Source organism: Bradyrhizobium sp. USDA 4451, from assembly GCF_054822585.1.
Genome location: NZ_JBTRCH010000001.1, coordinates 4,205,790 through 4,229,072, shown reverse-complemented (window position 1 = coordinate 4,229,072; position 23,283 = coordinate 4,205,790). Strand labels below are relative to the sequence as shown.

19 protein-coding genes are annotated in these 23,283 nt (G+C 65.2%); 6 read left to right on the top strand and 13 right to left on the bottom strand.

Annotated features, from left to right (window positions below):
• Positions 1 to 134: 134 nt before the first annotated feature.
• Positions 135 to 1,643, top strand: coding sequence for a sensor histidine kinase (locus ACVMB0_RS19505; protein WP_456756055.1), 1,509 nt, complete (start codon positions 135 to 137; stop codon positions 1,641 to 1,643).
• 102 nt (positions 1,644 to 1,745) lie between these two features.
• Complete coding sequence (locus ACVMB0_RS19500; RefSeq protein WP_456756056.1) at positions 1,746 to 3,065, top strand: dicarboxylate/amino acid:cation symporter; 1,320 nt, start codon at positions 1,746 to 1,748, stop codon at positions 3,063 to 3,065.
• Positions 3,066 to 3,116: 51 nt separating this feature from the next.
• On the opposite strand, the gene ACVMB0_RS19495 is transcribed toward ACVMB0_RS19500, so the two are convergent.
• Positions 3,117 to 3,428 carry a hypothetical protein gene (locus ACVMB0_RS19495; RefSeq protein WP_456798489.1) on the bottom strand — a complete coding sequence of 104 codons (312 nt, stop codon included), beginning with the start codon at positions 3,426 to 3,428 and terminating at the stop codon, positions 3,117 to 3,119.
• A 566-nt stretch (positions 3,429 to 3,994) separates the two neighbouring features.
• Between ACVMB0_RS19495 and ACVMB0_RS19490 the strand changes: the two genes are divergently transcribed.
• Both ACVMB0_RS19490 and ACVMB0_RS19485 read left to right on the top strand, forming a co-directional pair.
• Entirely contained in the window at positions 3,995 to 4,390 is a 396-nt protein-coding gene (locus ACVMB0_RS19490) for a helix-turn-helix domain-containing protein (protein ID WP_016844123.1), read from the top strand.
• Between the two features lie 432 nt (positions 4,391 to 4,822).
• Positions 4,823 to 5,149, top strand: coding sequence for a hypothetical protein (locus tag ACVMB0_RS19485; RefSeq protein ID WP_461347330.1), 327 nt, complete (start codon positions 4,823 to 4,825; stop codon positions 5,147 to 5,149).
• Between the two features lie 191 nt (positions 5,150 to 5,340).
• Here the strand turns inward: ACVMB0_RS19485 and ACVMB0_RS19480 are convergent, their stop codons facing one another.
• The 8 genes from ACVMB0_RS19480 to ACVMB0_RS19445 all read right to left on the bottom strand — a co-directional run bounded on the left by ACVMB0_RS19480 (position 5,341) and on the right by ACVMB0_RS19445 (position 14,409).
• Positions 5,341 to 6,423, bottom strand: a complete 1,083-nt coding sequence (locus tag ACVMB0_RS19480) for an isocitrate/isopropylmalate dehydrogenase family protein (protein ID WP_461347329.1) — start codon at positions 6,421 to 6,423, stop codon at positions 5,341 to 5,343.
• A gap of 128 nt (positions 6,424 to 6,551) precedes the next feature.
• Positions 6,552 to 7,622 carry an alcohol dehydrogenase gene (locus ACVMB0_RS19475; RefSeq protein ID WP_461347328.1) on the bottom strand — a complete coding sequence of 357 codons (1,071 nt, stop codon included), beginning with the start codon at positions 7,620 to 7,622 and terminating at the stop codon, positions 6,552 to 6,554.
• 141 nt (positions 7,623 to 7,763) lie between these two features.
• Complete coding sequence (locus tag ACVMB0_RS19470) at positions 7,764 to 8,732, bottom strand: ABC transporter ATP-binding protein (protein WP_461347327.1); 969 nt, start codon at positions 8,730 to 8,732, stop codon at positions 7,764 to 7,766.
• The gene (locus tag ACVMB0_RS19465; RefSeq protein ID WP_461347326.1) at positions 8,729 to 9,712 is read right to left on the bottom strand and encodes an ABC transporter ATP-binding protein; all 984 of its coding nucleotides are present in this window, start codon (positions 9,710 to 9,712) and stop codon (positions 8,729 to 8,731) included. Before ACVMB0_RS19465 ends, ACVMB0_RS19470 begins: the two co-directional genes overlap by 4 nt.
• Positions 9,709 to 10,575 carry an ABC transporter permease gene (locus tag ACVMB0_RS19460; RefSeq protein WP_461347325.1) on the bottom strand — a complete coding sequence of 289 codons (867 nt, stop codon included), beginning with the start codon at positions 10,573 to 10,575 and terminating at the stop codon, positions 9,709 to 9,711. Before ACVMB0_RS19460 ends, ACVMB0_RS19465 begins: the two co-directional genes overlap by 4 nt.
• Entirely contained in the window at positions 10,562 to 11,512 is a 951-nt protein-coding gene (locus ACVMB0_RS19455; protein WP_461347324.1) for an ABC transporter permease, read from the bottom strand. The genes ACVMB0_RS19460 and ACVMB0_RS19455 overlap by 14 nt, the downstream gene beginning before the upstream one ends.
• A 6-nt stretch (positions 11,513 to 11,518) precedes the next feature.
• A complete protein-coding gene (locus tag ACVMB0_RS19450; RefSeq protein ID WP_456756065.1) occupies positions 11,519 to 13,060 on the bottom strand; it encodes an ABC transporter substrate-binding protein in 1,542 nt (513 codons plus the stop codon).
• A 116-nt stretch (positions 13,061 to 13,176) separates the two neighbouring features.
• The gene (locus ACVMB0_RS19445; RefSeq protein WP_461347323.1) at positions 13,177 to 14,409 is read right to left on the bottom strand and encodes a CaiB/BaiF CoA transferase family protein; all 1,233 of its coding nucleotides are present in this window, start codon (positions 14,407 to 14,409) and stop codon (positions 13,177 to 13,179) included.
• Positions 14,410 to 14,562: 153 nt separating this feature from the next.
• Here ACVMB0_RS19445 and glgA point away from each other — a divergent pair, with 153 nt between their 5' ends.
• Complete coding sequence (glgA, locus tag ACVMB0_RS19440) at positions 14,563 to 15,990, top strand: glycogen synthase GlgA (protein WP_461347322.1); 1,428 nt, start codon at positions 14,563 to 14,565, stop codon at positions 15,988 to 15,990.
• A 191-nt stretch (positions 15,991 to 16,181) separates the two neighbouring features.
• Positions 16,182 to 17,240 (top strand): class I SAM-dependent methyltransferase, encoded by a 1,059-nt coding sequence (locus tag ACVMB0_RS19435; protein ID WP_456756067.1) that lies wholly within the window; start codon positions 16,182 to 16,184, stop codon positions 17,238 to 17,240.
• Between the two features lie 81 nt (positions 17,241 to 17,321).
• Here the strand turns inward: ACVMB0_RS19435 and ACVMB0_RS19430 are convergent, their stop codons facing one another.
• The 4 genes from ACVMB0_RS19430 to ACVMB0_RS19415 form a co-directional block, all read right to left on the bottom strand.
• Complete coding sequence (locus ACVMB0_RS19430) at positions 17,322 to 18,866, bottom strand: L,D-transpeptidase family protein (RefSeq protein ID WP_461349685.1); 1,545 nt, start codon at positions 18,864 to 18,866, stop codon at positions 17,322 to 17,324.
• Between the two features lie 311 nt (positions 18,867 to 19,177).
• Positions 19,178 to 20,416, bottom strand: a complete 1,239-nt coding sequence (locus ACVMB0_RS19425; RefSeq protein WP_461347321.1) for an MFS transporter — start codon at positions 20,414 to 20,416, stop codon at positions 19,178 to 19,180.
• 88 nt (positions 20,417 to 20,504) lie between these two features.
• A complete protein-coding gene (locus tag ACVMB0_RS19420; RefSeq protein WP_461347320.1) occupies positions 20,505 to 21,023 on the bottom strand; it encodes a PRC-barrel domain-containing protein in 519 nt (172 codons plus the stop codon).
• Positions 21,024 to 21,064: 41 nt separating this feature from the next.
• Positions 21,065 to 23,266: an amylo-alpha-1,6-glucosidase gene (locus tag ACVMB0_RS19415; protein WP_461347319.1), complete on the bottom strand. Its 2,202-nt coding sequence runs from the start codon at positions 23,264 to 23,266 to the stop codon at positions 21,065 to 21,067.
• Between the last annotated feature and the right edge of the window lie 17 nt (positions 23,267 to 23,283).

Below are 23,283 nucleotides of genomic sequence, written 5' to 3'. Positions count from 1 at the left end.
AGCTATTCCGCGGCGCACACCTCGCTTGAGCATCATGGCGCCGCGGAAGCTTTCTGATATCAAGCTGTTTCCTTTGGCGGATTTTTCCCGCCTCCCCTAAGCTCACAGCAAATGGGCACCGACCCGGGGACTATGTGCCGAAACTGACATTGCCAGTGCGTCTCGCGCTTCTGGTCGCGGGAACGATGTTGCCGCTGATCATTTTCGCGGTCGGCATCGTCTTTCATAACTACCGACAGGAGCGCCAGGCCGCCACGCAGCGCGTGCTGGAGACCGCGCGCAATGTGCGCCTGCTGCTCGATGCGGAGATGCAGCGCATGACCGGCGGGCTCGAGGTGCTCGCGCTGACCAATTCGCTGCGCAACAGCGACTTCGGCAATTTCCGCCGCGTCGCGGCCGGCTTCCTCGATCAGTACGGCAAGGACGGCGTGATCCTGGTGGCCGACCGCAGCGGTCGCCAGGCGTTTTCCTCGCTGACGACGGATACCGCGAGCCTGCCGCCGCGCAACAATCTCGCAATCGTCGAGAAGGTGTTCGCGACCCGGCAGCCGCAATACTCCAACCTGTTCTTCGGCGCGGTGAAGCAGCGGCTGATCATCACCGTCGAAGTGCCGGTGATCCGCGACGGCGAGGTGCTCTATGACATCTCCTTCAGCCCGCCGATCGATGTCTTCCAGGCCATCATCGAGAAGCAGCGCCTCAACCAGGACTGGACCATCTCGATCTTCGACAGCGACGGCGTCAACCTGGCGCGGGTGCCGAATCCGCAGGCGACCATCGGTCAGCACGCATCGCCATCGCTGTTTGCCGAGATGTTCCGCCGCAGCGAGGCAACGCTGCCGACGGTCTCGCTCGAAGGCGTGGCGCTGATCACCGGCTTCACCCGTTCGCGCGTCACCGACTGGACCGTCGCAGCCGGGATCGCCGAGAACTCGCTGGTGGCGCCGCTGTGGCGCACCCTTTCGATCACCAGCGTGATCGGCGGCGTCCTGCTCATGGTCGGCCTCGGCTTTGCCCTGCGGATGGCGACCACGATCGCGCGCGGCGAGATGCTGCACGACCTGCTGATCGAGGAACTCAACCACCGCGTCAAGAACACGCTGGCGATCCTGCAATCGATCGCCACCCAGACCTTCCGCAGCGCGAGCCGCGCCGAGCGCGAGAAATTCGAGGGACGTCTCGGCGCGCTGGCCGAGGCGCACAATCTGCTCTCGACCGACAAATGGCAGGGCTCCGACTTGCAGGACGTGGTCAGCCGCGTGCTGCGGCCCTATCTCCTGAACACCTCCGAGCGGGTCAGGATGTTCGGACCGCGCGTGCCGCTGTCGCCGCGGCTCGCTTTGGTGCTGTCGATGATCCTGCACGAGATGGCAACCAACGCCGCCAAATATGGCGCATTGTCCAACGACACCGGCACGGTGACGCTGGACTGGGAGATCCTGCAAGAAGGCCCCGGGCCGAAGCTCCGGATGATCTGGACCGAGGCCGGCGGCCCGCCCGTGGCGGCGCCGGTGCAGCGCGGCTTCGGCTCCCGGCTGATCGAGCGCAGCGCCCGCGACCAGCTCGGCGGCGAGGCCACGGTCGATTTCCGGCCCGATGGCGTCGTCTACACCGTGACCAGCACCCTCGAAATCGGCGAATGACCGCGCAAATCGCCCCCAATCCTGCGACATCTTGGCACGCAAGTTGCTAAGATGGGACGGGTTCGGCCGGCAAGAAGCACCGGCCAGAAACAGGGGGAGTTCATGTCGACCATTGCAGCCGAAGCCACCGTGGCACGAAAGCCGCTCTACACATCGCTGTTCGTGCAGGTGCTCGTCGCGCTGCTGCTCGGCATCATCATCGGCATGGCCGCGCCCGATTTCGCGATCGGGCTGAAGATCTTCAGCGATGCCTTCCTGAAGCTGATCTCGATGATCGTGGCGCCGATCGTGTTCTGCGTCGTGGTGCACGGCATCGCCGGCGCCGGCGACCTCAAGAAGGTCGGACGGGTCGGCGTCAAGGCGCTGGTCTATTTCGAGACCATGACCACGGTCGCGCTCGTCGTCGGCCTGCTGCTCGCCTATCTGTTCGGGCCCGGCCACGGCATGAACATCGACACCTCGACGCTGGACCCCAAGGCGCTCGGCAACTACGCCAGCAATGCGCAGAAGCTGAAGGGCGAAGGCGTCGGCAGCTTCCTGCTCAACATCATCCCGACCACCTCGTTCGACGCGCTGTCGCGCAACGACGTGCTGCAAGTGCTGTTCTTCGCCATCATCTTCGGCGTCAGCCTGGCGCTGGTCGGCGGCGAAAAGGGCGAGAAGATCACCTCCTTCATCGACGCGGTCTCGACCGTGCTGTTCCGCGCGATGGGCCTGATCGTGCGCTTCGCGCCGATCGGCGTGCTCGGCGCGGTCGCCTACACGGTCGGCAAATACGGCGTCGGCTCGCTGAAGCAGCTGCTGTCGCTGGTCGCGCTGTTCTACATCTCGGTCGCGATCTTCGTGCTCGGCGTGCTTGGCGGGGTGATGGCGCTTGCCGGCATCAACATCCTCAAATTCCTCGGCTACCTGCGTGAGGAGCTGATGATCGTGCTCGCCACCGCATCCTCCGACGCGGTGCTGCCGCAGATCATGCGCAAGCTCGAACGGCTCGGCGTCAAGGACTCGGTGGTCGGCCTCGTGATCCCGACCGGCTACTCCTTCAACCTCGATGCGTTCTCGATCTATCTGACGCTCGCCGTCGTGTTCATCGCCCAGGCGACCAACACGCCGCTGTCGTTCGGCGACCTGCTGCTGGTGCTCGGCGTGTCGCTGATCACCTCGAAAGGCGCGCATGGCGTGCCGGGCTCGGCGATCGTGATCCTGGCGGCGACGCTCAATGCGGTGCCGAGCATCCCGGCGATCGGCCTCGTGCTGGTGCTCTCGGTCGACTGGTTCATCGGCATGGCGCGCGCCGTCGGCAATCTGATCGGCAATTGCGTCGCCACCGTCGTGGTCGCGGCATGGGAAGGTGACCTGGACCGTGACAAGGCCCGTCGCGTGCTCGAGGGCGCCGAGGCGGTCGACGTGACCGCAGGTTGAGCGGCGCGGCTCAAAATCGGCAGCGTCCCGCGCCTGGCGCGGGGCGCTCGCTTACTTGATCAGCCTCAGATAGGGCGGCAACGGCCTGGTCGCCGGTTCTTGCACCGGCTCGTCCGACGCGATCATGTCACACAGCGCCTTCAGTTCGGAATCCGTCACCTTGTGGAGTTCCATCCGGAGTTCGAGGATGGCAAGGGACAGCAGCCGCGCTGTCTCCGTATTCGCCCGGTCGGTCAGAAACGCCTGACATTCTTCCAGAGTTGCAAGCAGTGCCAGCAACCGTTCTTCCGTATTTGCCACCGGCATATCTTCCACTCCCGAAGCCGCGAGGTAGAGTCGGGGAGTACCCCTCTTTCGCTTCATTGGCCTCTCCCGCCAGAGTTCGCCGACTTCTCGTAGGCACAGATTTGTTCCGGATGATTCAGAACTTTTGGGCAATTGTCCAGCAACATTCCGAAAGCCCGACTTGGACTTAGGTCAAACTTTTCGCATTGACGGCGATTCAGTCAAGCAACCCTGGACCATCGCCGCGACCTCAGGGTGCACTAGCTGGGGTTGCATCCTTGCAAAGACGCCCGTACAATATTGCTGCCCGTAGAACTACGGGCGCAGTGCAGTGCCGCCCAGTAAGCATGCGCGCAAAATCTGTGACGATCAAACTCGCGCTAGTTGTGATTTGGTCAATATTTTGCCAAATGTTGAGGGCGGGGTGTCGAGAGACACCTTGGTGCGATCGACTTCAGGTAGTCGGCCGTATCGGTAAAGGGTGCTTCCAACGCGCCAATGCGTTTGGATACCATCCCGCGATCTTCTTGGAATTCGTCGTTCGGACGAACTGACGATCCACTCGAGCTTAACGCGGTACATCATCAACGTGTCTCTGACCCGACCGGGCCAGGGATTCTCGATTTGAAGGACGGGTCACAAGAATGAACAGATCAGCAGCAAAGAAGATGAAGCAGCGCAGCGCCGGCAAGCCGGACATTGAGTTGGGCAAACGGATTCGCCTGCGCCGTGTCGAGCAGAAGATCTCGCAGGCCGAACTCGGCGACAAGCTCGGCGTCAGCTTCCAGCAGGTCCAGAAGTACGAGAAGGGCGTCAACCGTGTCGGCGCCGCCCGCCTGCAGCAGATCGCGACCGCGCTCGATGTGCCGGTCACCTTCTTCTATGACGGCGACAACAAGGCCCGCGAAGTCGAGAGCCTGCTGTTCCTCGACAGCGCGTTCAGCCTCCGGTTGCTGCGCGCCTACAGCAAGATCAAGGATCAGACCGTGCAGCGCCAGCTGGTGTCGCTGATGGAATCGATCGCCGCCAACGAAGACTGAGCCGCGGATCGGGTCGCGAGGCCGCGAACGCGATCCACCACGCCGCAGCGATCGGCCGCTGGCCGGTCGCCGCGACCGCAACACGCCGGTGGAGCCGGGAAGTTGTCAAAGCGCTGCCATCGGCGGATGGCAGCGCTTTTTTCTTCGGCGAGGGCTCTCAAGAACTTGTGATCCGGGCTTCGCCAGTTCGGCTTCCGAACGCAGATGATCCAGTTCGCGCGCGCTGACTGCGTATCGCATGCACTGCACGCGCGCCCTTCGTCGCCATTCTGTCGCGCGGCCAATTGTCGCCCGCGCACGCGACCATCTCACAACTCCCGCATTTCCTGCGTTGAACCAACGTCGCCAGAACCAAGTGCACGGCTCGTCTTTTTTGTCGCAGCAACGAAGTGGCCGCATGGACGTTTTCAGGCTTCAACCAAGGAGATCTCAATGAATATCAAGCTTGCCGTTATTGGACTCGCCGCGCTCGGAAGCGCAGCGTTGCTGTCCGGCGCGGCATCGGCGATGCCGAACGGGCTGCCGCAGGCCGGCCGCATCGCAGGCGAAACGTCCAATGTCGACAAGGTACGTCAGGTCTGCGACCGCTGGGGCCGCTGCTACTGGCAACCGGGCTATGGCTACGGACCGCGTCATCACGGCTGGCATCATCGTCCGCACTTCTACCCGCGCCACCATCATCACGGGCACCGGCATCACGGCGGTCATCGCGGTGGCGGCCATCATGGCGGCGGCCACCACGGCGGACACCGGCGCTGATCACCCTCGAGGGGGCTTCGGCCCCCTCCTCTTTCCCGTCACCCCGCGCAAATGCGCCGGCGCACCAAAGCGCGATGAGATTGAGTCGAATCGTCATCGCACGTTAGGTCTTTGTTTGAGCATGATCTCCGCACCAACGCATTCGCGTTGGTCGCGAGAGAAAACCGCTTCGCACTTTTCCGGATCATGCTCTAAAGCGCCACCAGCACGGCCTTCGCGACATCCGCGGTGCCGTTGCTGCCGCCGAACTCGAACGGCTTGATGCCGCCGGCATAGACCTTGTCGACCGCACGCTCGATCCGCTCACCGGCTTCGGCTGCGCCTTCGAGGCCGTGCTTGTCGGCGAGCCAGTCCAGCATCATCGCGGCCGACAGGATCATCGCGGTCGGGTTGGCCTTGCCCTGCCCCATGATGTCGGGCGCCGTGCCATGGCAGGGCTGAAACACCGCGTAGCGGTCGCCGATGTCGGCCGACGGTGCCATGCCCATGCCGCCGATCAGGCCGGCGGTGAGATCCGACAGGATGTCGCCGAACATGTTCTCGGTCACCATGACGTCGAAATCCCATGGACGCTTCACCAGCGCCGCCGCGGTCGCGTCGATGTAGAGGTGATCGGCCCTGACGTCGGGATGACGCTTCGCGGTCTCCTCGAAGATGCTGCGGAAGAATGCGAACGCCTTGAACACGTTCGCCTTGTCGACGCAGGTCAGCCCGCCGCCAACCTTGCCGCGCGCCTTGCGGCGTTCGGCGAGCCGGAACGAGAACTCGAACAGCCGCTCGGAGGTGTGGCGCGTGATCACCATGGTCTCGCGCGCCTCACTGTCGGTGACGACACCCTTGCCCATCGAGGCGAACAGGCCCTCGGTCGATTCCCGGATCACGACGAGATCGATGCCCTTCTGATCGGCGCCGACGATCGTGCTCTTTACGCCCGGGATCAATCGCGCCGGCCGCACGCCGGCATAGAGATCGAAGATCATGCGCAGTTCGATCTGCGGTGCGATCTCGGTGTTGTCGGGATAGCGCACCGACGGCAGGCCGCAGGCGCCGAGCAGGATCGCATCGGCCTCCTCGCACAGCTTGATCGTGCTGTCCGGCATCGACTTGCCGGTCTCCTTGTAATGGCCGGCGCCGGCCGGTGCCTCGGTGAAGCGGAATTTGAGGCCGGCCGATCCCTCGATCTTGCGCAGCACTTCGAGCGCCGGCGCCATCACCTCGGGGCCGATGCCGTCGCCGCCGAGAACTGCGATGTGAAGTGCGTCGTTGGCGGACATGGGGATTCCTCTGGCTCGAAGCGACGTGGCAGTCAGTCGTCATTGCGAGCGAAGCGAAGCAATCCATCCCGCCACGTGTGGAGATATGGATTGCCGTCGCTTCGCTCCTCGCAATGACGGTAGAGAAATTACGGCGTCAGCACGGCGCGGCCGACGAGCTGGCCCTTCTGCAGATTGGTCAGCGCCTCGTTCGCCTTGGCGAGCGGCATCGGTGTCACCGGGATCGCCGGAATCTTCTTGGTCCGCACCAGGTCGAGCAGCTCCTGGGTCTCGCGCAGATTGCCGACATAGCTGCCCTGGATGGTGACCGCCTTGATCGGGATCAGCGGCAACGCCCACGGCGCGCCACCGCCGAACAGGCCGACGATCACGAGCTTGCCGCCCTTGGTCAGGCAATCGAAGCCGAGCTGCGAGGTCTGGGCATTGCCGACCAGGTCGATCGCGGCGCGGATCGGCTGGCCGGCTTTCTTGACGAGCTGCTCCAGCGCATCGGGCGCCTTGCCGTCGACGGTCGCGAGCGCCCCGGCGGCCTCGGCCGCCTCGCGCTTCCTGGCGTCGATATCGACCACGATCGCACCCTTGCCGCCCATCGCCTTCAACAGCGAGAGCGCCATCAGTCCGAGCCCACCGGCGCCGAAGATCACGATCGGCGTGTCGAAATCCTTCTCGACCTTCTTCAGCGCGCTGTAGGTCGTGACTCCCGAGCAGGCGTAAGGCGCGGCGGTGACCGGATCGAGCCCCCTGAGGTTGAGCAGATATTTCGGATGCGGCACCGTCATGTGATCGGCGTAGCCGCCGTCGCAATAGACGCCGAGCGCATTCGGCTTGATCGCGCACATGTTCTCGTCGCCGCCGAGACAGGTCGGGCATTTGCCGCAGCCGAGCCAGGGATAGGCCAGCGCGACGTCGCCGACCGTGAGGCCGCCCTTATCGGCGTCCTTGACGTCGGGCCCGAACGCGACGATCTCGCCGACCGTCTCATGGCCCATCGTGCGCGGCAGCGAGACGCCGCGGTCCTTCAGCGATAGTGGCTTGCGGCCGTGGCCGAGATCATAGCCGCCCTCCCAGATGTGCAGGTCGCTGTGGCAGACGCCGGCAGCCTTGACCTTGATCAGGACCTGCGTGCCGGACGGTTGCGGCGTCGGCTGATCGACCTCCTTCAAGGGGGCGTTGAAATCGACGACCTGGAAACTCTTCATCGCTGTTCTCCCGAGCTTTGTTCTTGCGGCGAACCTTGCCACGGCTGCCCGCGCGGGACAAACGTTCATGACCTCATTTTCGAGCAAGCCGCCATGCGGCCCCGCTCGAAGGCCAAGATCCATTCAGAGCGCAAGCCCTATTCAGACCAGCGGATGATGGCAAGCCACGTATTGGCCGGGCGCAACCACACGCAGTTCCGGCACCTCGCTGGCACAGCGCGCATCGGCCCGCGGACAGCGGGTGCGGAAGCGGCAACCGGACGGTGGCGCGATCGGCGATGGCGGCTCGCCGACCGGCACGCTCTGGGTTGGGCGCACATCCGGATCGGGCACCGGAATCGCTTCGATGAGCAGCGCGGTATAGGGATGCGCCGGCCGCGCGAACAGCTGCTCCGACGGAGCGACCTCACAGAGCCGGCCGAGATACATCACCGCGACACGATCCGAGACCGCCTTGACCACGGCGAGGTCGTGGGCGATGAACAGCAGGGTCAGGCCGTAGCGCGCCTTCATCTCTTCCAGCAGGTTGAGGATCTGGGCGCGGATCGAAACGTCGAGCGCCGACACCGGCTCGTCGCAGATCACGAATTCCGGATTGAGCACCAGCGAGCGCGCGATGCAGATGCGCTGACACTGGCCGCCGGAGAATTCATGCGGCAGCCGCCCGCTTACCAGCACGGGATCGAGGCCGACGGCCGACAGCACTTCACTGACGCGCCGCTTGCGTTCCTCCGGATCCTTGATGCCGGCAATCACCAGCGGCTCGGCGACGATATCGCCGATCCGCCGCCGCGGATTGAGCGAGGCGATCGGGTCCTGGAAGATCAACTGCACGCGCCGCCGCATCCGGCGCAGCGCTTCGCCCTTCAAGCTGGTGAGATCGTGACCATCGAACAGCACCTTGCCGGAGACCGCCTGGCGCAATTGCAGCACGGCGCGGCCGAGCGTCGACTTGCCGCAGCCGGATTCGCCGACCAGCCCCAGCGTCTCGCCGCGCGCGATCTCGAGGCTGACATCGGAGACGGCATGGATGGTCTTGCCGCCGACCGAATATTCGACGACGAGGTTCTCCACCTTCATTAGCGGATCGGATGCGGCCTGCAACATCATGCGCCGGCCCCCGCGATCGGATGGAAGCAGGCATAGAGATGCTCCGGTGTCTCCGCCGGACTGAGCCGCGGCTTCTCCGTGCCGCAACGCCCGGCCGAATAACGGCAGCGCGGCGAGAACGAGCAGCCCTTGAGCGGCCGGGTCGGATCCGGTGGCCGCCCCGATATCGCCGACAGCGGCGTGTGCGGCGCGACGTCGAGCTTCGGCAGCGCGGCCAGCAGCGCCTCGGTGTAGGGCATCCGCATCCGCTTGAACAAGGCCGGCGTCGGCGCACGCTCGACGACGCGCCCGGCATACATCACCGCGACCTCGTCGGTGCGGCCGGCGACCACGCCGAGGTCATGCGTGATGATGATCATCGCCATGTGGCGGCGCTGCTGCTCGCGCGCCAGGAGATCGAGGATCTGGGCCTGGATCGTGACATCGAGCGCGGTGGTCGGCTCGTCGGCGATCAAAAGCTTCGGCTCGCAGGACAGCGCCACCGCGATCGCGACGCGCTGGCGCATGCCGCCGGAGAGCTGGTGCGGATACTGCGCCAGCCGCTGCTCGGGCGCGGGAATACCGACCGCCGCCAAAAGTTCGATGCTGCGCTGCCTGGCCTGGGCCAGATCGAGCGCGAGATGTTCCTGGATGGTCTCGATCAGCTGGGTGCCGATGGTCAGCACCGGATTGAGCGAGGTCATCGGGTCCTGGAACACGACCGCGAGCGAGCGGCCGCGCAGCTTGCGCAACTTCTCGGCCGACAACCCCGTCAGATCCTGCCCGTCGAACATCACCTTGCCCGACAGTTTCGCCTTCTTGGGCAAGAGTTGCAGGATCGCGCGCGACAGCATGGTCTTGCCGCAACCGGATTCGCCGACGATGCCGAGCGTCCTGCCGGCACCGACGGCGAGATCGACATGATCCACCGCCCGCAGATTGCCGCGCGGCGTCGGCAGATCGACCACCGCGTTCTCGACCGACAGCAGCACGCCGCTCATAGCGCACCCTGCCTGGGATCGGTCAGCGCCCGCATCGTGTCGCCGATCAGATTGAACGCAAGCACGGTCAGGAACATCGCGATCGCCGGAATGAAAGCGAGCATTGGCGCGACATCGAGGCTTTCACGCCCCTCCCCGATCATGCTGCCCCAGCTTGAGATCGGCGGCGGCACGCCGAGGCCGAGGAACGACAGCGAGCCCTCGACCACGATGGTGACGGCAACGCCGAGCAGGAAGAAGGCGAGCAGCGGCAGCATCACGTTGGGCAGCAGCTCGCGCAGCAGGATGCGCGCATGGGTGGCGCCGAGTGCCTGCGCCGCGATGACGAATTCGCGCCGCGCCAGCGACAGGGTCGCGGCCCGCGACACCCGCATGAAGGCGGGAATGCCGAGCACGCCGAGGATGCAGGTCAGGTTGAAGATCGACTGGCCGAGATAGGCGGTGACCGCAAGCGCCAGGATCAGCGGCGGAAATGCCAGCAACACATCCATGCTGCCGACCACGAAGGATTCGAAACGGCCGCGGAAATAACCGGCGAGCATGCCGAGCGCACCGCCGATGGTGACGCCGATCATCGGCGCGCAGAGCCCGACGATCAGCGAGATCCGCGCGCCGTAGATCAGTCGCGACAGCTCGTCGCGGCCGAGGCCGTCGGTGCCGAGCCAGTGCTCGGCCGAGATCGACGCGCGCCGTTCCAGCATGTCCATGTCGGTCGGACTCGGCAGCGGCAGCAAATCGGCGAAGATCGCGACCGCGAACACCAGCACCATCCAGCCGGCCGCGATCCAGAACAGCGTGCCGAGCTGACGGCGACGAACCGGGGTCGTCCCCTCCTCCTCGAGGCTCAGCTCAAGCGTGGCCATGACGGATCCTCGGATCAAGCAGCGCGTAGAGCATGTCGACGATGAAATTCATGATCACGAAGCCGGCGGCGACCAGCAGCACCACGCCCTGCAGGATGATGAGGTCGCGGGTATAGATCGCGCCGACCAGCAGACGGCCGATCCCCGGCAACGCGAAGATCGATTCGACGATCACAGCGCCGCCGATCAGGCGGCCGACATTGATGCCGGTGATGGTGACGAGCGTCAGCGACGACGGCTTCAGCGCGTGCACGAACAGGATGCGCGACGGCTTCAGACCCTTGGCCTTGGCAAGCGCGATATAGTCCTCCTGCAGCGCCGCGATCATGTCGGAGCGCAGCACGCGCATGATGCCCGGCCATTCCGCAAGTCCGAGCGTCAGCGCCGGCAGCACCATGAAGCGCAGGTTGGCGACGGGATCCTCGCTGAATGGCACATAGCCGGTCGCCGGCAATAGCCGCAGCTCGACCGCGAACAGATAGATCAAGAGGATCGCCGACAGGAAGGTCGGCACCGACAGCATGCCGAACGCCGAGCCGGTCATGAAGCGGTCGAACGCGGAGCCTGCCTTGGCCGCGCAGGCGATCGCAAGCGGCACGCCGATCGCAAGCCCGATCAGCTCGGCCAGGATCATCAGCTCGAAGGAGACCGGGATGCGCTCGCTGACCGCCTGCAACACGGTCTGCCCAGTGCGGAACGATCGTCCGAAGTCACCTTGCAGGATGTGCCAGAGCCAGCCGAGATAGCGTAGCCAGATCGGCTGATCGAGCCCCATGTCGTGACGCAGCGCCGCGACGTTCTCCGGCGTCGCCTGGTCGCCGAGGATCACGTACGCCAGATCGCCTGGCAGCAGCGAGGCGATCACGAAGGTGAGAACCGAAACCGCGATCAGCACCGGCACCAGATAGAGGAGCCGGCGCGCGACGAAGAACAGCATGAAAGGCTATTCCTTCCAGGCGGTGGAGACGTCGAGCACCCCGTTGAACATCTTCGGCATGCCTTTCACCTTCGCGCTCGAGATCGCGTAATAGGTGTTCTGGAAAGTCCAGAACCAGATCGCCTCCTTGTTGATCAGGCGGCTGACCGCACAATAGTCCTCGGTCCGCTTGGCGACATCGGCGGTGGTTCGGGCATGCTCCAGCAGGCGGTCGAGCTCCGGATCGGAGAAATTCGCCAGTGCCACCGGGCTGCCGGTGTGGAAGTTGGCGTACATCTGCGGATCGGGATCGGCGAGATCGACGATGCGCCACGGCGTCAGTTGGAATTGGCGCATGAAGGCGCGCGGTACGATCGTGGCCTGATCGACCTGCTCGATCTCCATATTGGCGCCGACCCGCTTCCAGATCTGCTGCAAAACCTGGCCGACAGTGCGGCCGCGCGGCGTCGCCGAGACGATCATCTTGAAATCGACCGGCTTGCCGTAATCCTTGAGCAGCGCCTTGGCCTTGTTGACGTCTTCCGGCAGCGCGCCGTCGTCCTTGCACTTGACCCAGGAGCCGTCGCCATAGGGATTGCTGGCCGGCCGCGCCAGGCCGTTGGTGATGGCCTGCGAGATCTTCTTGCGGTCGAGCGCCATCACCAGCGCCTGGCGCACGCGGACGTCGTCGAACGGCGCCGCCTTGGTATTGAACGCGTAGACCTGCGCGCCGGAGCCGGCATAGGAATGCACGGTCAGGCCGGAATCCTTTTGCGCCTTGACGATATTGTCGGCGTCGTACTCATCGTCCCAGATGACGTCGGCCTCACCCGATTGCAGCGAGGCAAAGCGCGACTGCGCATCCGGCAACGGCTTCAGGACGACGCGATCGAGATAGGGCTTGCCCTTGTCCCAATAGTCCGGGTTCTTCTCCAGCACCATGCGGTCGCCGGCGGTCCAGGATTTCAGGATGTAAGGGCCGGTGCCGACCGGGTTGCGATTGTAGTCGTCGCCCTTGGTCTTCCAGGCGGTCGGCGACTGCATCACATTGTTGGAACTCTGGATCGACTGCGTCGCCGGGAAATTCACCGCCGGATCGCTGAAATTGTAGCGCACGGTGAGGTCGTCAATGACGTCCACGCTCTTGATGCTCGTAATGTAGAAGGCGCAGCGGCACTTGTTGGCCGGATCCTTCTGGCGATCGAAGTTCTCCTTCACCGCCTGCGCATTGAACGGCGTGCCGTCGTGAAATTTGACGCCGGGCCGCAGCTTGATGGTCCAGGTCTTGAAATCGTCGGAATGCTCCCAGGACAGCGCGAGCTTCGGCTTCGGCTCGCCCTTCTCGTCGAGCGTCATCAGCGTGTCGAAGATCGCGGCCGCCGCGGTGTTGGCCGAGGTGTCGTAGACGCCGACCTTGAGCGGGTCGAAGCCCGGAATGTCGAGCTCCTGGCCGACGGTGAGCGTGCCGCCCTGCTTTTGCGCATGGGCAGGCACAGCGAATGCGGCCGCACCTATTCCCGCCACAAGAAATATGCGCGCCACCGCGTGCGCGCGCCCGACCAGCTTCATCGATGCTCCCTCCCAGGTGGGCGACGTCCGGTGTTCCGGATCGTCGTGTGTTGGCGGCAGCTTGTCCGGAATCGCCGCGCGCGACAAGACCGTAAAACGGATGAAAAGGCGCAGGCTTAATCGCTCGCCGTCTTCGCCGGTTGCGCTGCGAACCCTGCGATCTGGTCGTCGGAAAGGCCGATCTCCTTCAGATAGGTCAGCGTGTGCTCGCCGAGCGTCGCCATTCGCTTGCGCGCGCCGACCGCAGCGCCGGACATGCGGAACGGCAGGTTGAGCACCTTGAAGCTGCCGCCGCCGTCCTCGACCTCGGCCAGCGCGCCGCGATGGGCGATTTGCGGATCGGCGAGTGCCTCGCGCACGGTGCGATAGGCCGACGACGGCACGCCATATTCATTGAGCGCAGCAAGGCAGGCCTGCGTGCTGATCGCGCGCGACCATGCCTCGACGCCCTCCATCAGGCCGGCCCAGTTGTCCCGCCGATCGGAATATTTGGCGAAGCGCGGATCGGACACCCATTCGGGCCGGCCGATCACCTGCATCAGATTCTGGAACGTCTTCTCGCTCGCGATCGCCACCATCACATAGCCGTCGGTGGTTTCGATCGGGCCGAACATCGGCCGCTGGCTCTGCTTGACCTCGAATTGCGACCACTGCAACTCGTTCAGGGTCAGGCTCAGCATCGATTCCAGCATCGAGACGTCGATGTGCTGGCCCTTGCCGCTTAAGCTGCGCTGATAAAGCGCCGCCGAGATCGCGCCGAAGGCGTAGACGCCGGTCAGCACGTCGGCGTGATAAATGCCGCAATAGTCCGGACGCGAGCGGCCCGGCTGGTAGGCGAGATGCGCCATCTCGTAGCCCGAGGCGGCATGGATCACCGGCGCATAGGCCGGCAATTCCGCCGACGGGCCGGTCTGGCCGTAGCCGGAGATCGAGCAGAAGATCAGCTTCGGATTGATGTCGCGCACCGAGGCATAGTCGAGCTTGAGCCGCCGCATCACGCCGGGGCGGAAATTCTCCACCAGCACGTCGGCGGTCGCGATCAGCCGGCGCACGGCCTCGACGCCCGCGGGCGACTTCAGGTCGAGCACCAGGCTGTTCTTGCCGATATTGAGCTGGCCGAACGCCGTCGAGCAATGGTTGCGCAGCGGCGGCCGCGTCCGCATCGTCTCGCCCTCGGCGGGCTCGATCTTGATCACCTCCGCGCCCATGTCGGCGAGCATCCGCGTGCAATGAGGTCCGGCGATCGTGGTCGAAAAATCGAGCACGCGAAGGCCGTCGAAACTTCGTGTCAAATTCCCCTCATCGTCGGCAGCTATTGTCGTTGGCAAGGCTTCCTCCACGTTCGTCATTGGTTGTTCGGCATCGCGCGACCCTAAAGTGAGCCGTCCTGACAGGAAAGCGTCTCGTCCAGACCGGGACCGCGGGCGGTCTTGCATTTGACTCAAAGGCAGATTGGACCCGATCTTGCATAGCCCTGTCACGGGCTGGAACGAGGGCGCTTGTTGAAGGTCTTATTCGTCACGACCGAGATGGACGATTTCGTCCGCGTGGGCGGGCTCGGCGCCGTTTCCGCCGCACTGCCTCGGGCGCTCCGACCATGGAGCGACGTCAGGATCATGCTTCCCGGTTACCGGGATGTGGTCGAGCAATTCACGCATATTGAGATCGTCGGGCAATGCGCAGCGCTTGCCGAGATGCCGGCCTGCACGCTCGGCCGCGCATCGACCAAGGACGGGCTGCCGGTCTACGTGCTGCTGTGTCCGGAGCTCTACGACCGGCCGGGCAATCCCTATGGCGACGAATCCGGCCGCGACTGGCCGGACAACGACATCCGCTTCGGGCGCTTTGCTTCGGCTGCTGCCGAACTTGCAGCCGGAGCGCTGGACAAGAATTGGGCAGCCGACCTCGTTCACGCCAACGATTGGCAGGCCGCACTCACACCCGCCTACCTCGCGTGGCGCGACTCGCGGATTCCATCGATCCTGACCATCCACAACCTCGCCTATCAGGGCCTGTTTCCGAAGGACTCGCTGCGGCGGATCGGCGCACCGGAAAGCTCGTTCCACATCGACGGGCTGGAGTTCTACGACAAGCTGTCCTTTCTCAAGGGCGGCCTCGTCTACGCCTCGCACCTGACCACGGTCAGCGCGACCTATGCGAAGGAGATCACCACGGCGGAGCTCGGCTGCGGGCTGGAGGGCTTGCTGCGCGTGCGCTCCGCCGCCGACCAGCTGACCGGCATCCTGAACGGCATCGACGAGAGCTGGGATCCGCGCCATTGCGCCCAGCTCGCGCAGCCGTTCGGCGCCGGCGACTGGAAGGGCAAGCAGGCCAACGCCGATTATGTCCGACGGCAATTCGGGCTGGCGGTCTCGCGCGGGCCGATTTTCGGCCTGGTCGCGCGGCTCGTGCATCAGAAGGGCGTCGACCTCGTGCTGTCGGCTGCGGACGAGATCCTCGAGGCCGGCGGGCAGATCGTCGTCACCGGCAGCGGCGAGCCCGCGATCGAGGACGCGCTGGTCGCCGCGCACCGGCGCCGGCCGGACGCGATCGGCGTCATCATCGGCTTCAACGATGCGCAGGCGCGCCGGATCTTCGCCGGCAGCGATTTCACCTTGATGCCGTCGCGCTTCGAGCCCTGCGGCCTCAGCCAGATGTACGCGCAGCGCTTCGGCTCGCTGCCGATCGGCCACCAGACCGGCGGGCTCGCGGAAACCATCGCCGACGGCGAGACAGGCTTCCTGTTCTCCCAACCATCGCCGGAATCCTTCCTCGGCGGTGTCAGGCGTGCCTTCGACGCCTACCGCGCCAAGGATCGCCTCAACGCCATGCGCGCCAGCGCGATGGCCAAATCCTACAGCTGGGACCTGTCGGCCGCCTGCTACAGCGCGCTGTATAAAAAGCTCATCATGCCGCGAGCAGCGGCCTAGGCGCAACGCCTCGCAGGGTTGTGAAGTCGGCCACGCTGGGATCCCAGCCGCCGCGTAACAATCAGCCTCCGCCGCCGAACCTATTTGTGCGATCATGCTGCTCCTCCCGGGTGCCCACCCGGACGACGACGCATGCATGAAATTGCGAATGATGAACTTTTCACAAAACCCGATTGCGATGGAGGAACATCATGGACGTCAACGAGGAGCGTCTCAATTCATTCATGGGTAAGATGATCGGCGATGTCGGCGCGGCGATGAACGCCTCGCTGATGCTGCTGGGAGACAAGCTCGGCCTCTACAGGGCCCTCGCCCAGCAAGGACCGATGAACGCTGCGGCGCTGGCCAAGGCAACGGGAACGGCCGGGCGTTACGTTCAGGAATGGCTCTCGGCACAGGCGGCCTCCGGCTACATCGAATACGATAGCGCGACCGGAAAATTCTCGATGCTGCCTGAGCAAGCGCTCGCGCTGGCCGATGAGGACAGCCCGGTCTTCCTCGGCGCGGTGGGAAGCCTTGTCGGCGCGACCTTCCTCGACGAGCCGAAAATCACCGACGCGTTCAAGACCGGCAAGGGCGTCGGCTGGAACAAGCGCAACGAGTGCCTGTTCTGCGGCACCGCCCGCTTCTTCCGCACCAGCTACAAGCACTATCTGGTGCAGGAATGGCTGCCGGCGCTCGAGGGCGTGGTCGACAAGCTGAAGCAAGGCGCCGTTGTCGCCGACGTCGGCTGCGGCCACGGCGTCTCGACGCGGCTGATGGCGGAGGCGTTTCCGAAATCGACCTTCTACGGCTTCGACTATCACGACGGCTCGATTCAGGCGGCGCGGATCGCTGCCAAGGAGGCCGGATTGTCGGACCGCGTCCATTTCCAGACGCATTCCGCCAAGACATTCCCCGCGAACGCCTATGACCTGGTGTGCTTCTTCGATTGCCTGCACGACATGGGCGACCCGGTCGGCGCCCTCAAGCACACCCGCTCCACCCTCGCCGATGACGGCACCTGCCTGCTGATCGAGCCATTCGCCAACGACCGGCTGGAGGACAACCTCAATCCGATCGGGCGGGTCTACTATGCGGCCTCGACGATGATCTGCACGCCGGCCTCGCTGGATCAGGAGGTCGGGCTCGCGCTCGGCGCGCAGGCCGGAGAGACCAGGCTGCGCGAGGTCGCACGACAGGGCGGTTTCTCGCGCTTCCGCCGCGCGGCGGAGACACCATTCAATCTGATCCTGGAAGCTCGACCGTAACTGCACAACGCAATCGGACGGCGGCATCACACCGCCGTCCAATACTCAAAGTTCGCGGCAGCTTGGTCGTCAGCGCCCTGCTTACCAGTCCTGCGATTGCCAGTATTGCTGGCCGCCGCGCCGGCGCGGATTGGCGGCTTGCGGGTTGCCATAATACGGGTTGCCGTACTGGGTCGGCGCTTGAGGATTGCCGTACTGGGGATAACCGTATTGAGTGCCGGACTGCGGATTCCAGCTGCGCTGGGAGAAGAAGCCGAAACCGTCGTCGTCCCTGCTGGCAACCGGGTAATCCTCATCCACCGGCCGCGGTGTCGGCTTGCGCGTGATGAAGCCGCCCTGTGGCTGGTTGCTCAGCACGGCAACGAACTCGGTGCGATAGTTGGTTTCGGCGCTCAGCGGCTCGTCCGAGATGATGATCGAAGACCGCGGCACCGCGGTCGGCGCAATGCGATCCAGCACATCCTGCGGGATGGTGATACGGTCGAGCGCGTCCTTGGCGTTGTCTCCGTCGTCGATCGTCACCTGGGTCCAGCGCAGGCCGGAGCCGTTGCGCGCCATCGCCGTATAGATGTGCGTGCCGATCGGCTTGTCCGGATCGCGGATCGTGACCGGAACCTCGATGCTCGAGTCGAACACCTCGCCGCCGTCGGCCCATGGCTTATGGGTGTTGCGCCGGACGTAAAGCTTCTGCGTCGCGCGGCTGATGTAGACCGAGACCGGCTCCAGTGCGAGCTTGGCCTCGGTCGCCGCCTTCTGGGTGTCGGCCTTCTTGGTCTCGGCCGCCTTGGCGGCCTCCTTCGCGGCGGCGGCGGCATCGAGCTTCGGCTTCGCGTCACCCTGCGCCGCCTCGAACTGCGTGGTCGCTTCCGCGGCCTTGGCGACTGCCTTCTGCTTCAGATCCTCGGCGCGCGCCTTGGCCTGGTCGGTGTTGGCCTTGGCCAGCGTCTTGTCAGCCAAGGCAACCGCGGCGTCGGCACGGGTCTTGATCTGCTCCAGCTTGCGCAGTGCCGCCGGCGTGGACAGTGCCGCTTCCTTGGCCGCGGCTGCGGAGGCCTTCTTCGCCTCGTCGGCCGCCTTGGCGGCATCCGCGGCCTCGCGGGCCAGCTTCTCGGCACGTGCCGGAGCTGCCGCGATCGCCTCCGCGTTGGGCACGAACAGCGCCGGGTGGGTGAAATCGACCGGCTCCGGGTCGTTCGGTGCGATGATCACCCGCATCCCGATCCGGGTCTTGTCGAACAGCTTCTCGGCAAAGTCATAGGGCATCCGGACGCAGCCATGCGAGGCCGCATAGCCCGGCAGCGGCCCGCCATGCAGCGCGATGCCGTTCCAGGTGATGCGTTGCATGTTCGGCATCCAGGCATCGTCGTACATGGTCGAGTGATGGTCCTTGTCCTTCTCGACCAGCGCAAACACGCCCGCCGGCGTCTCGCGTCCCTTGACGCCGCTCGAGACCGGCGCGCGGTAGATCCAGCCGTCGGCGTCGTAGAAGGTGACCTTTTGGGCCTTGATCGACACGATCGCCATGATCGGCTCGCCCGCGGTCCGCGGCGCCGTCGCCTCGACGGTTGCCGCCGGACGCTGCTGCTTTGCCGCGGCGCCGCCGCTCAGTGACGCAAATGTGACCATCGCCGCGAATGTCACAAAGGCGGGGTGTCCCCAACGCCGCATCGCTCCGGTGGTCTGCGCCGTCGTCGTTCGATTTACCATGCGATTCCTCGGTCGAAATGCCTGCCCGCGCTGCGCCGATCCGTACCAGATCACGATTTTGGATTGATTAATCGCGGCTCCATGCGGTGCCGCGAATTCGATCCTGGGGAGCTATCCATTCATATATGACGGCGGATGCAGGAGGAAGGGCGCCGCGCCGCCAAAACCACCTCGTAGCCGCCGAAATCCACTGCCTGGAGCCGCCCCGCCAATGGAGCGGCACCTGGCCGTCATGTCGCCCGCCGCGTCTCCGGCATCACCAGCCAGATCATGAGTAGTCCCAGCGCTGCGATGCCGGCGAGACCCATGAAGGCGGTGCTGCTGCCGAGCTTGTCGCTGACATAACCGGCCAGCACCGTGCTGAGCGAAGCGCCGATGCCGACCGCGGTACCGACAATACCCTGCGCCAGGTTGAAATGGCCGCTGCCGAACGCAACGTCGGCCACGATCAGCGGCACCAGCACGCTGAAGATCGCCGCGGTGATGCCGTCGAAGATCTGCACCATGACCAGCAGATAGGGATCGCGCACCGTCGCGAACAACAGGCCGCGGATCGCCAGCGAAACGAAGGCCAGCAGGAGCAATGGCCTCCGGCCCAAAGCCTGGGCCTTGCGGCCGACCGACGGCGAGCACAACGCGACAATCGCCTGCGGCACAATGATGCAGGCGGCGATCAGGACCGGCGCCCATTGGCTCGAGCGCGTGGTGACCACGCCCGCCATCAGCGGCAGCATCGCGGCGTTGGCCAGCTGGAACAGCATCATCGCGCCGGCGAAGATCAGGAGCGTCCGGTGCCGCACCAGCGTGAAGACGCTGGTGGCGCGCTTGTCGGGAACTTCACGCTTCACCTCGCCATGCGCCTGCGCGATGTCGATCTCGCGCTCGCGGATCCGTGCCAGCGACAACAGCGTCGGGATCGCGAGGATGAAGGTGACGAGGAACACGGAACGGCTCGACAAGAAATAGCCGCAAGCGCCCATCAACGCCGCAGCCGAGCCATTGCCGAGCGAGGCGAAGCGTGCGTTGCGGCCAAGCCGCTCGCCGATCGCACGCGGCCCGACCAGGCCGAGGCTGATCGCCGCGATCGCAGGTCCCAGCACGCAGCTGGCAAGCGCGTGCAGTGTCGCGGCAAGCGTCACCACGGGGAAGATCGGCCACAGCGCGTAGGCCAGCGCGGCCGATCCGATCGCGGCGACCGCGCAGCCTGCGACCACCCGTTCCGAGCGCGCCGCGTCGACGATCGCCCCGCCGGGCATCTGACCGAGCAGGCCGATGATGCCGCCGATCGAGAGCACGAAGCCGATCTCGACCTGGGTCCATTTCTGCGTCGTCAGATAGACAGCGATGAACGGACCGAATCCGGTCTGCACATCGGCCAGGAAGAAGATGAACCAGTCGAGCCCGCGCTGGCTCTCGCGCGACGGCCCGCGCGGCGGCTCCGCATTGGGCTGATCGGGGACAATCGACACAATATTGGCGCTGCCGGCTGATCGCTCGTCACGATCGTCGCCAACCGTCCCGAATGAAGAGTTCGGACGCGCGACCAGTTTGAGCCCCCTAATGTTCGTAGTCCCATGGATGGAGACTGCCAGCCGCGCCCAGCACGATCAGCGGCGTATCTTCCTTGTATTCCGGCGCAGCGCTCACCTGCTGCTTGTTGAGATCCAGCGTGATGCTGTCGCTCTTGCTGGAAACGCCGGCGAAGCGCAGCGCGTTCCAATCGACCACGATCTTGCGGCTGCCGACACCGAGGAAGCCGCCGAAATCGATCACTGCGGCGCGGACCTTGCCGTCGCGGTCGACGATCACGTCGACGATGCGGCCCATGTCCTCATTGGCGGAGCTGCGCACGTCGCGACCCAGAATGCCGTGCGCATCGCGTGCGCCGATCACGGTCACCGACGGCGGCGGTGACTCCTTGGCCTGCTCCTTCGGTGCCGCAGGAGCTGCTGGCGGCGCTTGCGCTGCCGGCGGCGAGGGTGGAGGCGGCGCCGGCGACGCATCGTCCGCGGCACGGACATCTGCGCATGTCAGCAGCATCGCTGCGACCAGCATAGTCATGATCCCTGGACGCATTTACCTCTCCCACGATTGCCCGGTCCGCCGCGCGACAACGCTCAATGCGTCAGCACGATCGACACCTGGATCTGTCCGCGCGTGCGCAGCACTTCGAGCGACACCTCGTCGCCGTGGCGACGCAGCCGCAGATCGACACTGGACGCGCCGAGCCGAAGGTCGCGCAGCACCACGTCGTTGAGGAATTCCGGCAGCCGCGGATCGCGCAGGCGGATCTCGCCGCGCACGGTGTCGAATTCGAGTCCGAGCGCCGCCTCTAAGAGCGTGAACGGCGTCGCGCTCGCCCAGGCCTGCGGTGCGCAGGCGACTGGATAGAGCACGGGGCCGCGCCTTCGTTCGCGGCGGAAGCCGCAGAACAGCTCCGGCAGCCGCCGCAACTCCATGTAGCTCGCAGCATCGAACAGCCCCTTGAACAGATGCGCGACCGAATGCTTGAGGCCGTAGCGGGCCAGTCCGAGTGCGATCAGCGCATTGTCATGCGGCCAGATCGACCCGTCGTGATAGGACATCGGGTTGTAGCGCGCCTCGCCCGCCGCGACGGTGCGAATGCCCCAGCCCGAGAAGAATTTCTGGCTCATCAGATCGGCGGCGACCCGTCGCGCGCGGTCCTCGCGCACCATGCCGGAAAACAATGTCTGTCCGGCATTCGAGGTGCGCACCCTGCACGGCTGTTTGGCGCCGTCGAGCGCCAGCGCATAGGTGCCGAGCTCCTCGCACCAGAATGCCGCCTCGAACCGCTCGCGCAGCCGCTCGGCCTCGGCATCCAGCCTCGCTGCTTTGTCGGCGAAGCCAAGGGTCCGCGCCGCACGCGCGGCAAGCTGCTTGCCGGCGAACACATAGCCCTGCACTTCCGCCAGCGCGATATTGCCCTCGGCCAGCGTGCCGTCGGCGTGGAAGATGGCGTCGAAGGAATCCTTCCAGCCTTGATTGCGCAGCCCTTCATCGGTCGCGCGCTGATATTCCACGAAGCCGTCGCGATCGGGATCGCCGGGGCCATCGATCCATTGCAGTCCGGCCTCGACCGCAGGCCACAGCTCGCGCAGCGTCTCGACGTCGCCGGTGCGCTCCAGATAGAGCCCGGCCAGCAACACGAACAGCGGGGTCGAATCGACGCTGCCGTAATAATGCGCGAACGGCACCTCGCGAAGCGCGGCCATCTCGCCGCCGCGCATCTCGTGCAGGATCTTGCCCGGCGCAGCATCGGCCAGCGGATCGACCGCCTTGGCCTGGAACAGCGCCAGCCGCTTCAGCACGCCCCTGGCGATGCGCGGGTCGACCCACAGCATCTGCAGCGCGGTGATCAGCCCGTCGCGGCCGAATGTCGTCGAATACCAGGGAATGCCGGCATAGGGATAACGGCCCTGCGGCGTTTCCGTCATCAGCATGTTGAGGTCGGCCATCGCCTGGCACAGCACCTCGTTGAAGATGTTGTTCGAGGTCTCGATCGAGGCCGCGCCGGCCGACGAATTGCGCATCTCGCGGCGATGTGCCAACAGCCCGCGGAAGAACGGCACCGGCTTCTGCATGATCGGCTTGTTGCAGGACACCGCGACGAACAGCGAGGTGACCTGCGCAGGCTCGAGGTCGAAATGGTAGGTGGCAGCGTTGACCGATAACCGTGTCGGTCGCGGGTCGAAGTGCAGCGCGGTGATCCGGGTCTGCTCGTCGAGGCCGCAATATTCCAGCACGACATCGGTCGGACCGAGCAGCTTGCTCGAGCCGATGCCGCGCCGCGGCCGCCGCTCGCCGCGCACCTCGAACAGGTCGGCGAAATCATTGTCGAACAAGAGCGCGAGATCGAAGCTCGCGGCATGATCGCCGTGGTTCTGCAGGCCGATGCGCTGATAGAAGGTGCCGCGCCACAGGAAGATCGAGCGCACGATGTGCAGCGTATCCTTCGGCAAGGTCAGGCGGTCGTCGCGATAGACGTCGGAATTGGTCAGATCGACCGTCAGCGCCGAATTGTCGTCGCGCATGTTGGAGCCGAGCAGCAGCGGCTGCACGTCCTCCAGCACCATTTCGAGCCGCGCGAGGTAGCGCGTGTCGGCGTTGAACAGGCCGTCGGGACCGCCGGCGGAGGCGCCGATGTCGCCATGGCTGTCGAGCACGATGAAGGTGTCGTCGTGCTTGAGCGAGCGCCGCGGCCGTGCCGCGGGCCCGGTCATCGGAATGTAGAACGGCGATTCGGCGACGTGCTCGGTGATGCGACCGGTGATGATCTGCGTAACGACGTCAGCTGCCATCTGAACCTCTGGCGACC

Excerpts from the sequence above, each read along its gene's own strand:
- ACVMB0_RS19500 (WP_456756056.1), top strand. The coding sequence starts at position 1,746 with ATGTCGACCATTGCAGCCGAAGCCACCGTGGCACGAAAGCCGCTCTAC.
- ACVMB0_RS19495 (WP_456798489.1), bottom strand. The coding sequence starts at position 3,428 with ATGAAGCGAAAGAGGGGTACTCCCCGACTCTACCTCGCGGCTTCGGGA.
- ACVMB0_RS19490 (WP_016844123.1), top strand. The coding sequence starts at position 3,995 with ATGAACAGATCAGCAGCAAAGAAGATGAAGCAGCGCAGCGCCGGCAAG.
- ACVMB0_RS19485 (WP_461347330.1), top strand. The coding sequence starts at position 4,823 with ATGAATATCAAGCTTGCCGTTATTGGACTCGCCGCGCTCGGAAGCGCA.
- ACVMB0_RS19480 (WP_461347329.1), bottom strand. The coding sequence starts at position 6,423 with ATGTCCGCCAACGACGCACTTCACATCGCAGTTCTCGGCGGCGACGGC.
- ACVMB0_RS19475 (WP_461347328.1), bottom strand. The coding sequence starts at position 7,622 with ATGAAGAGTTTCCAGGTCGTCGATTTCAACGCCCCCTTGAAGGAGGTC.
- ACVMB0_RS19470 (WP_461347327.1), bottom strand. The coding sequence starts at position 8,732 with ATGATGTTGCAGGCCGCATCCGATCCGCTAATGAAGGTGGAGAACCTC.
- ACVMB0_RS19465 (WP_461347326.1), bottom strand. The coding sequence starts at position 9,712 with ATGAGCGGCGTGCTGCTGTCGGTCGAGAACGCGGTGGTCGATCTGCCG.
- ACVMB0_RS19460 (WP_461347325.1), bottom strand. The coding sequence starts at position 10,575 with ATGGCCACGCTTGAGCTGAGCCTCGAGGAGGAGGGGACGACCCCGGTT.
- ACVMB0_RS19455 (WP_461347324.1), bottom strand. The coding sequence starts at position 11,512 with ATGCTGTTCTTCGTCGCGCGCCGGCTCCTCTATCTGGTGCCGGTGCTG.
- ACVMB0_RS19450 (WP_456756065.1), bottom strand. The coding sequence starts at position 13,060 with ATGAAGCTGGTCGGGCGCGCGCACGCGGTGGCGCGCATATTTCTTGTG.
- ACVMB0_RS19445 (WP_461347323.1), bottom strand. The coding sequence starts at position 14,409 with ATGACGAACGTGGAGGAAGCCTTGCCAACGACAATAGCTGCCGACGAT.
- ACVMB0_RS19435 (WP_456756067.1), top strand. The coding sequence starts at position 16,182 with ATGGACGTCAACGAGGAGCGTCTCAATTCATTCATGGGTAAGATGATC.
- ACVMB0_RS19430 (WP_461349685.1), bottom strand. The coding sequence starts at position 18,866 with ATGGTCACATTTGCGTCACTGAGCGGCGGCGCCGCGGCAAAGCAGCAG.
- ACVMB0_RS19420 (WP_461347320.1), bottom strand. The coding sequence starts at position 21,023 with ATGCGTCCAGGGATCATGACTATGCTGGTCGCAGCGATGCTGCTGACA.
- ACVMB0_RS19415 (WP_461347319.1), bottom strand. The coding sequence starts at position 23,266 with ATGGCAGCTGACGTCGTTACGCAGATCATCACCGGTCGCATCACCGAG.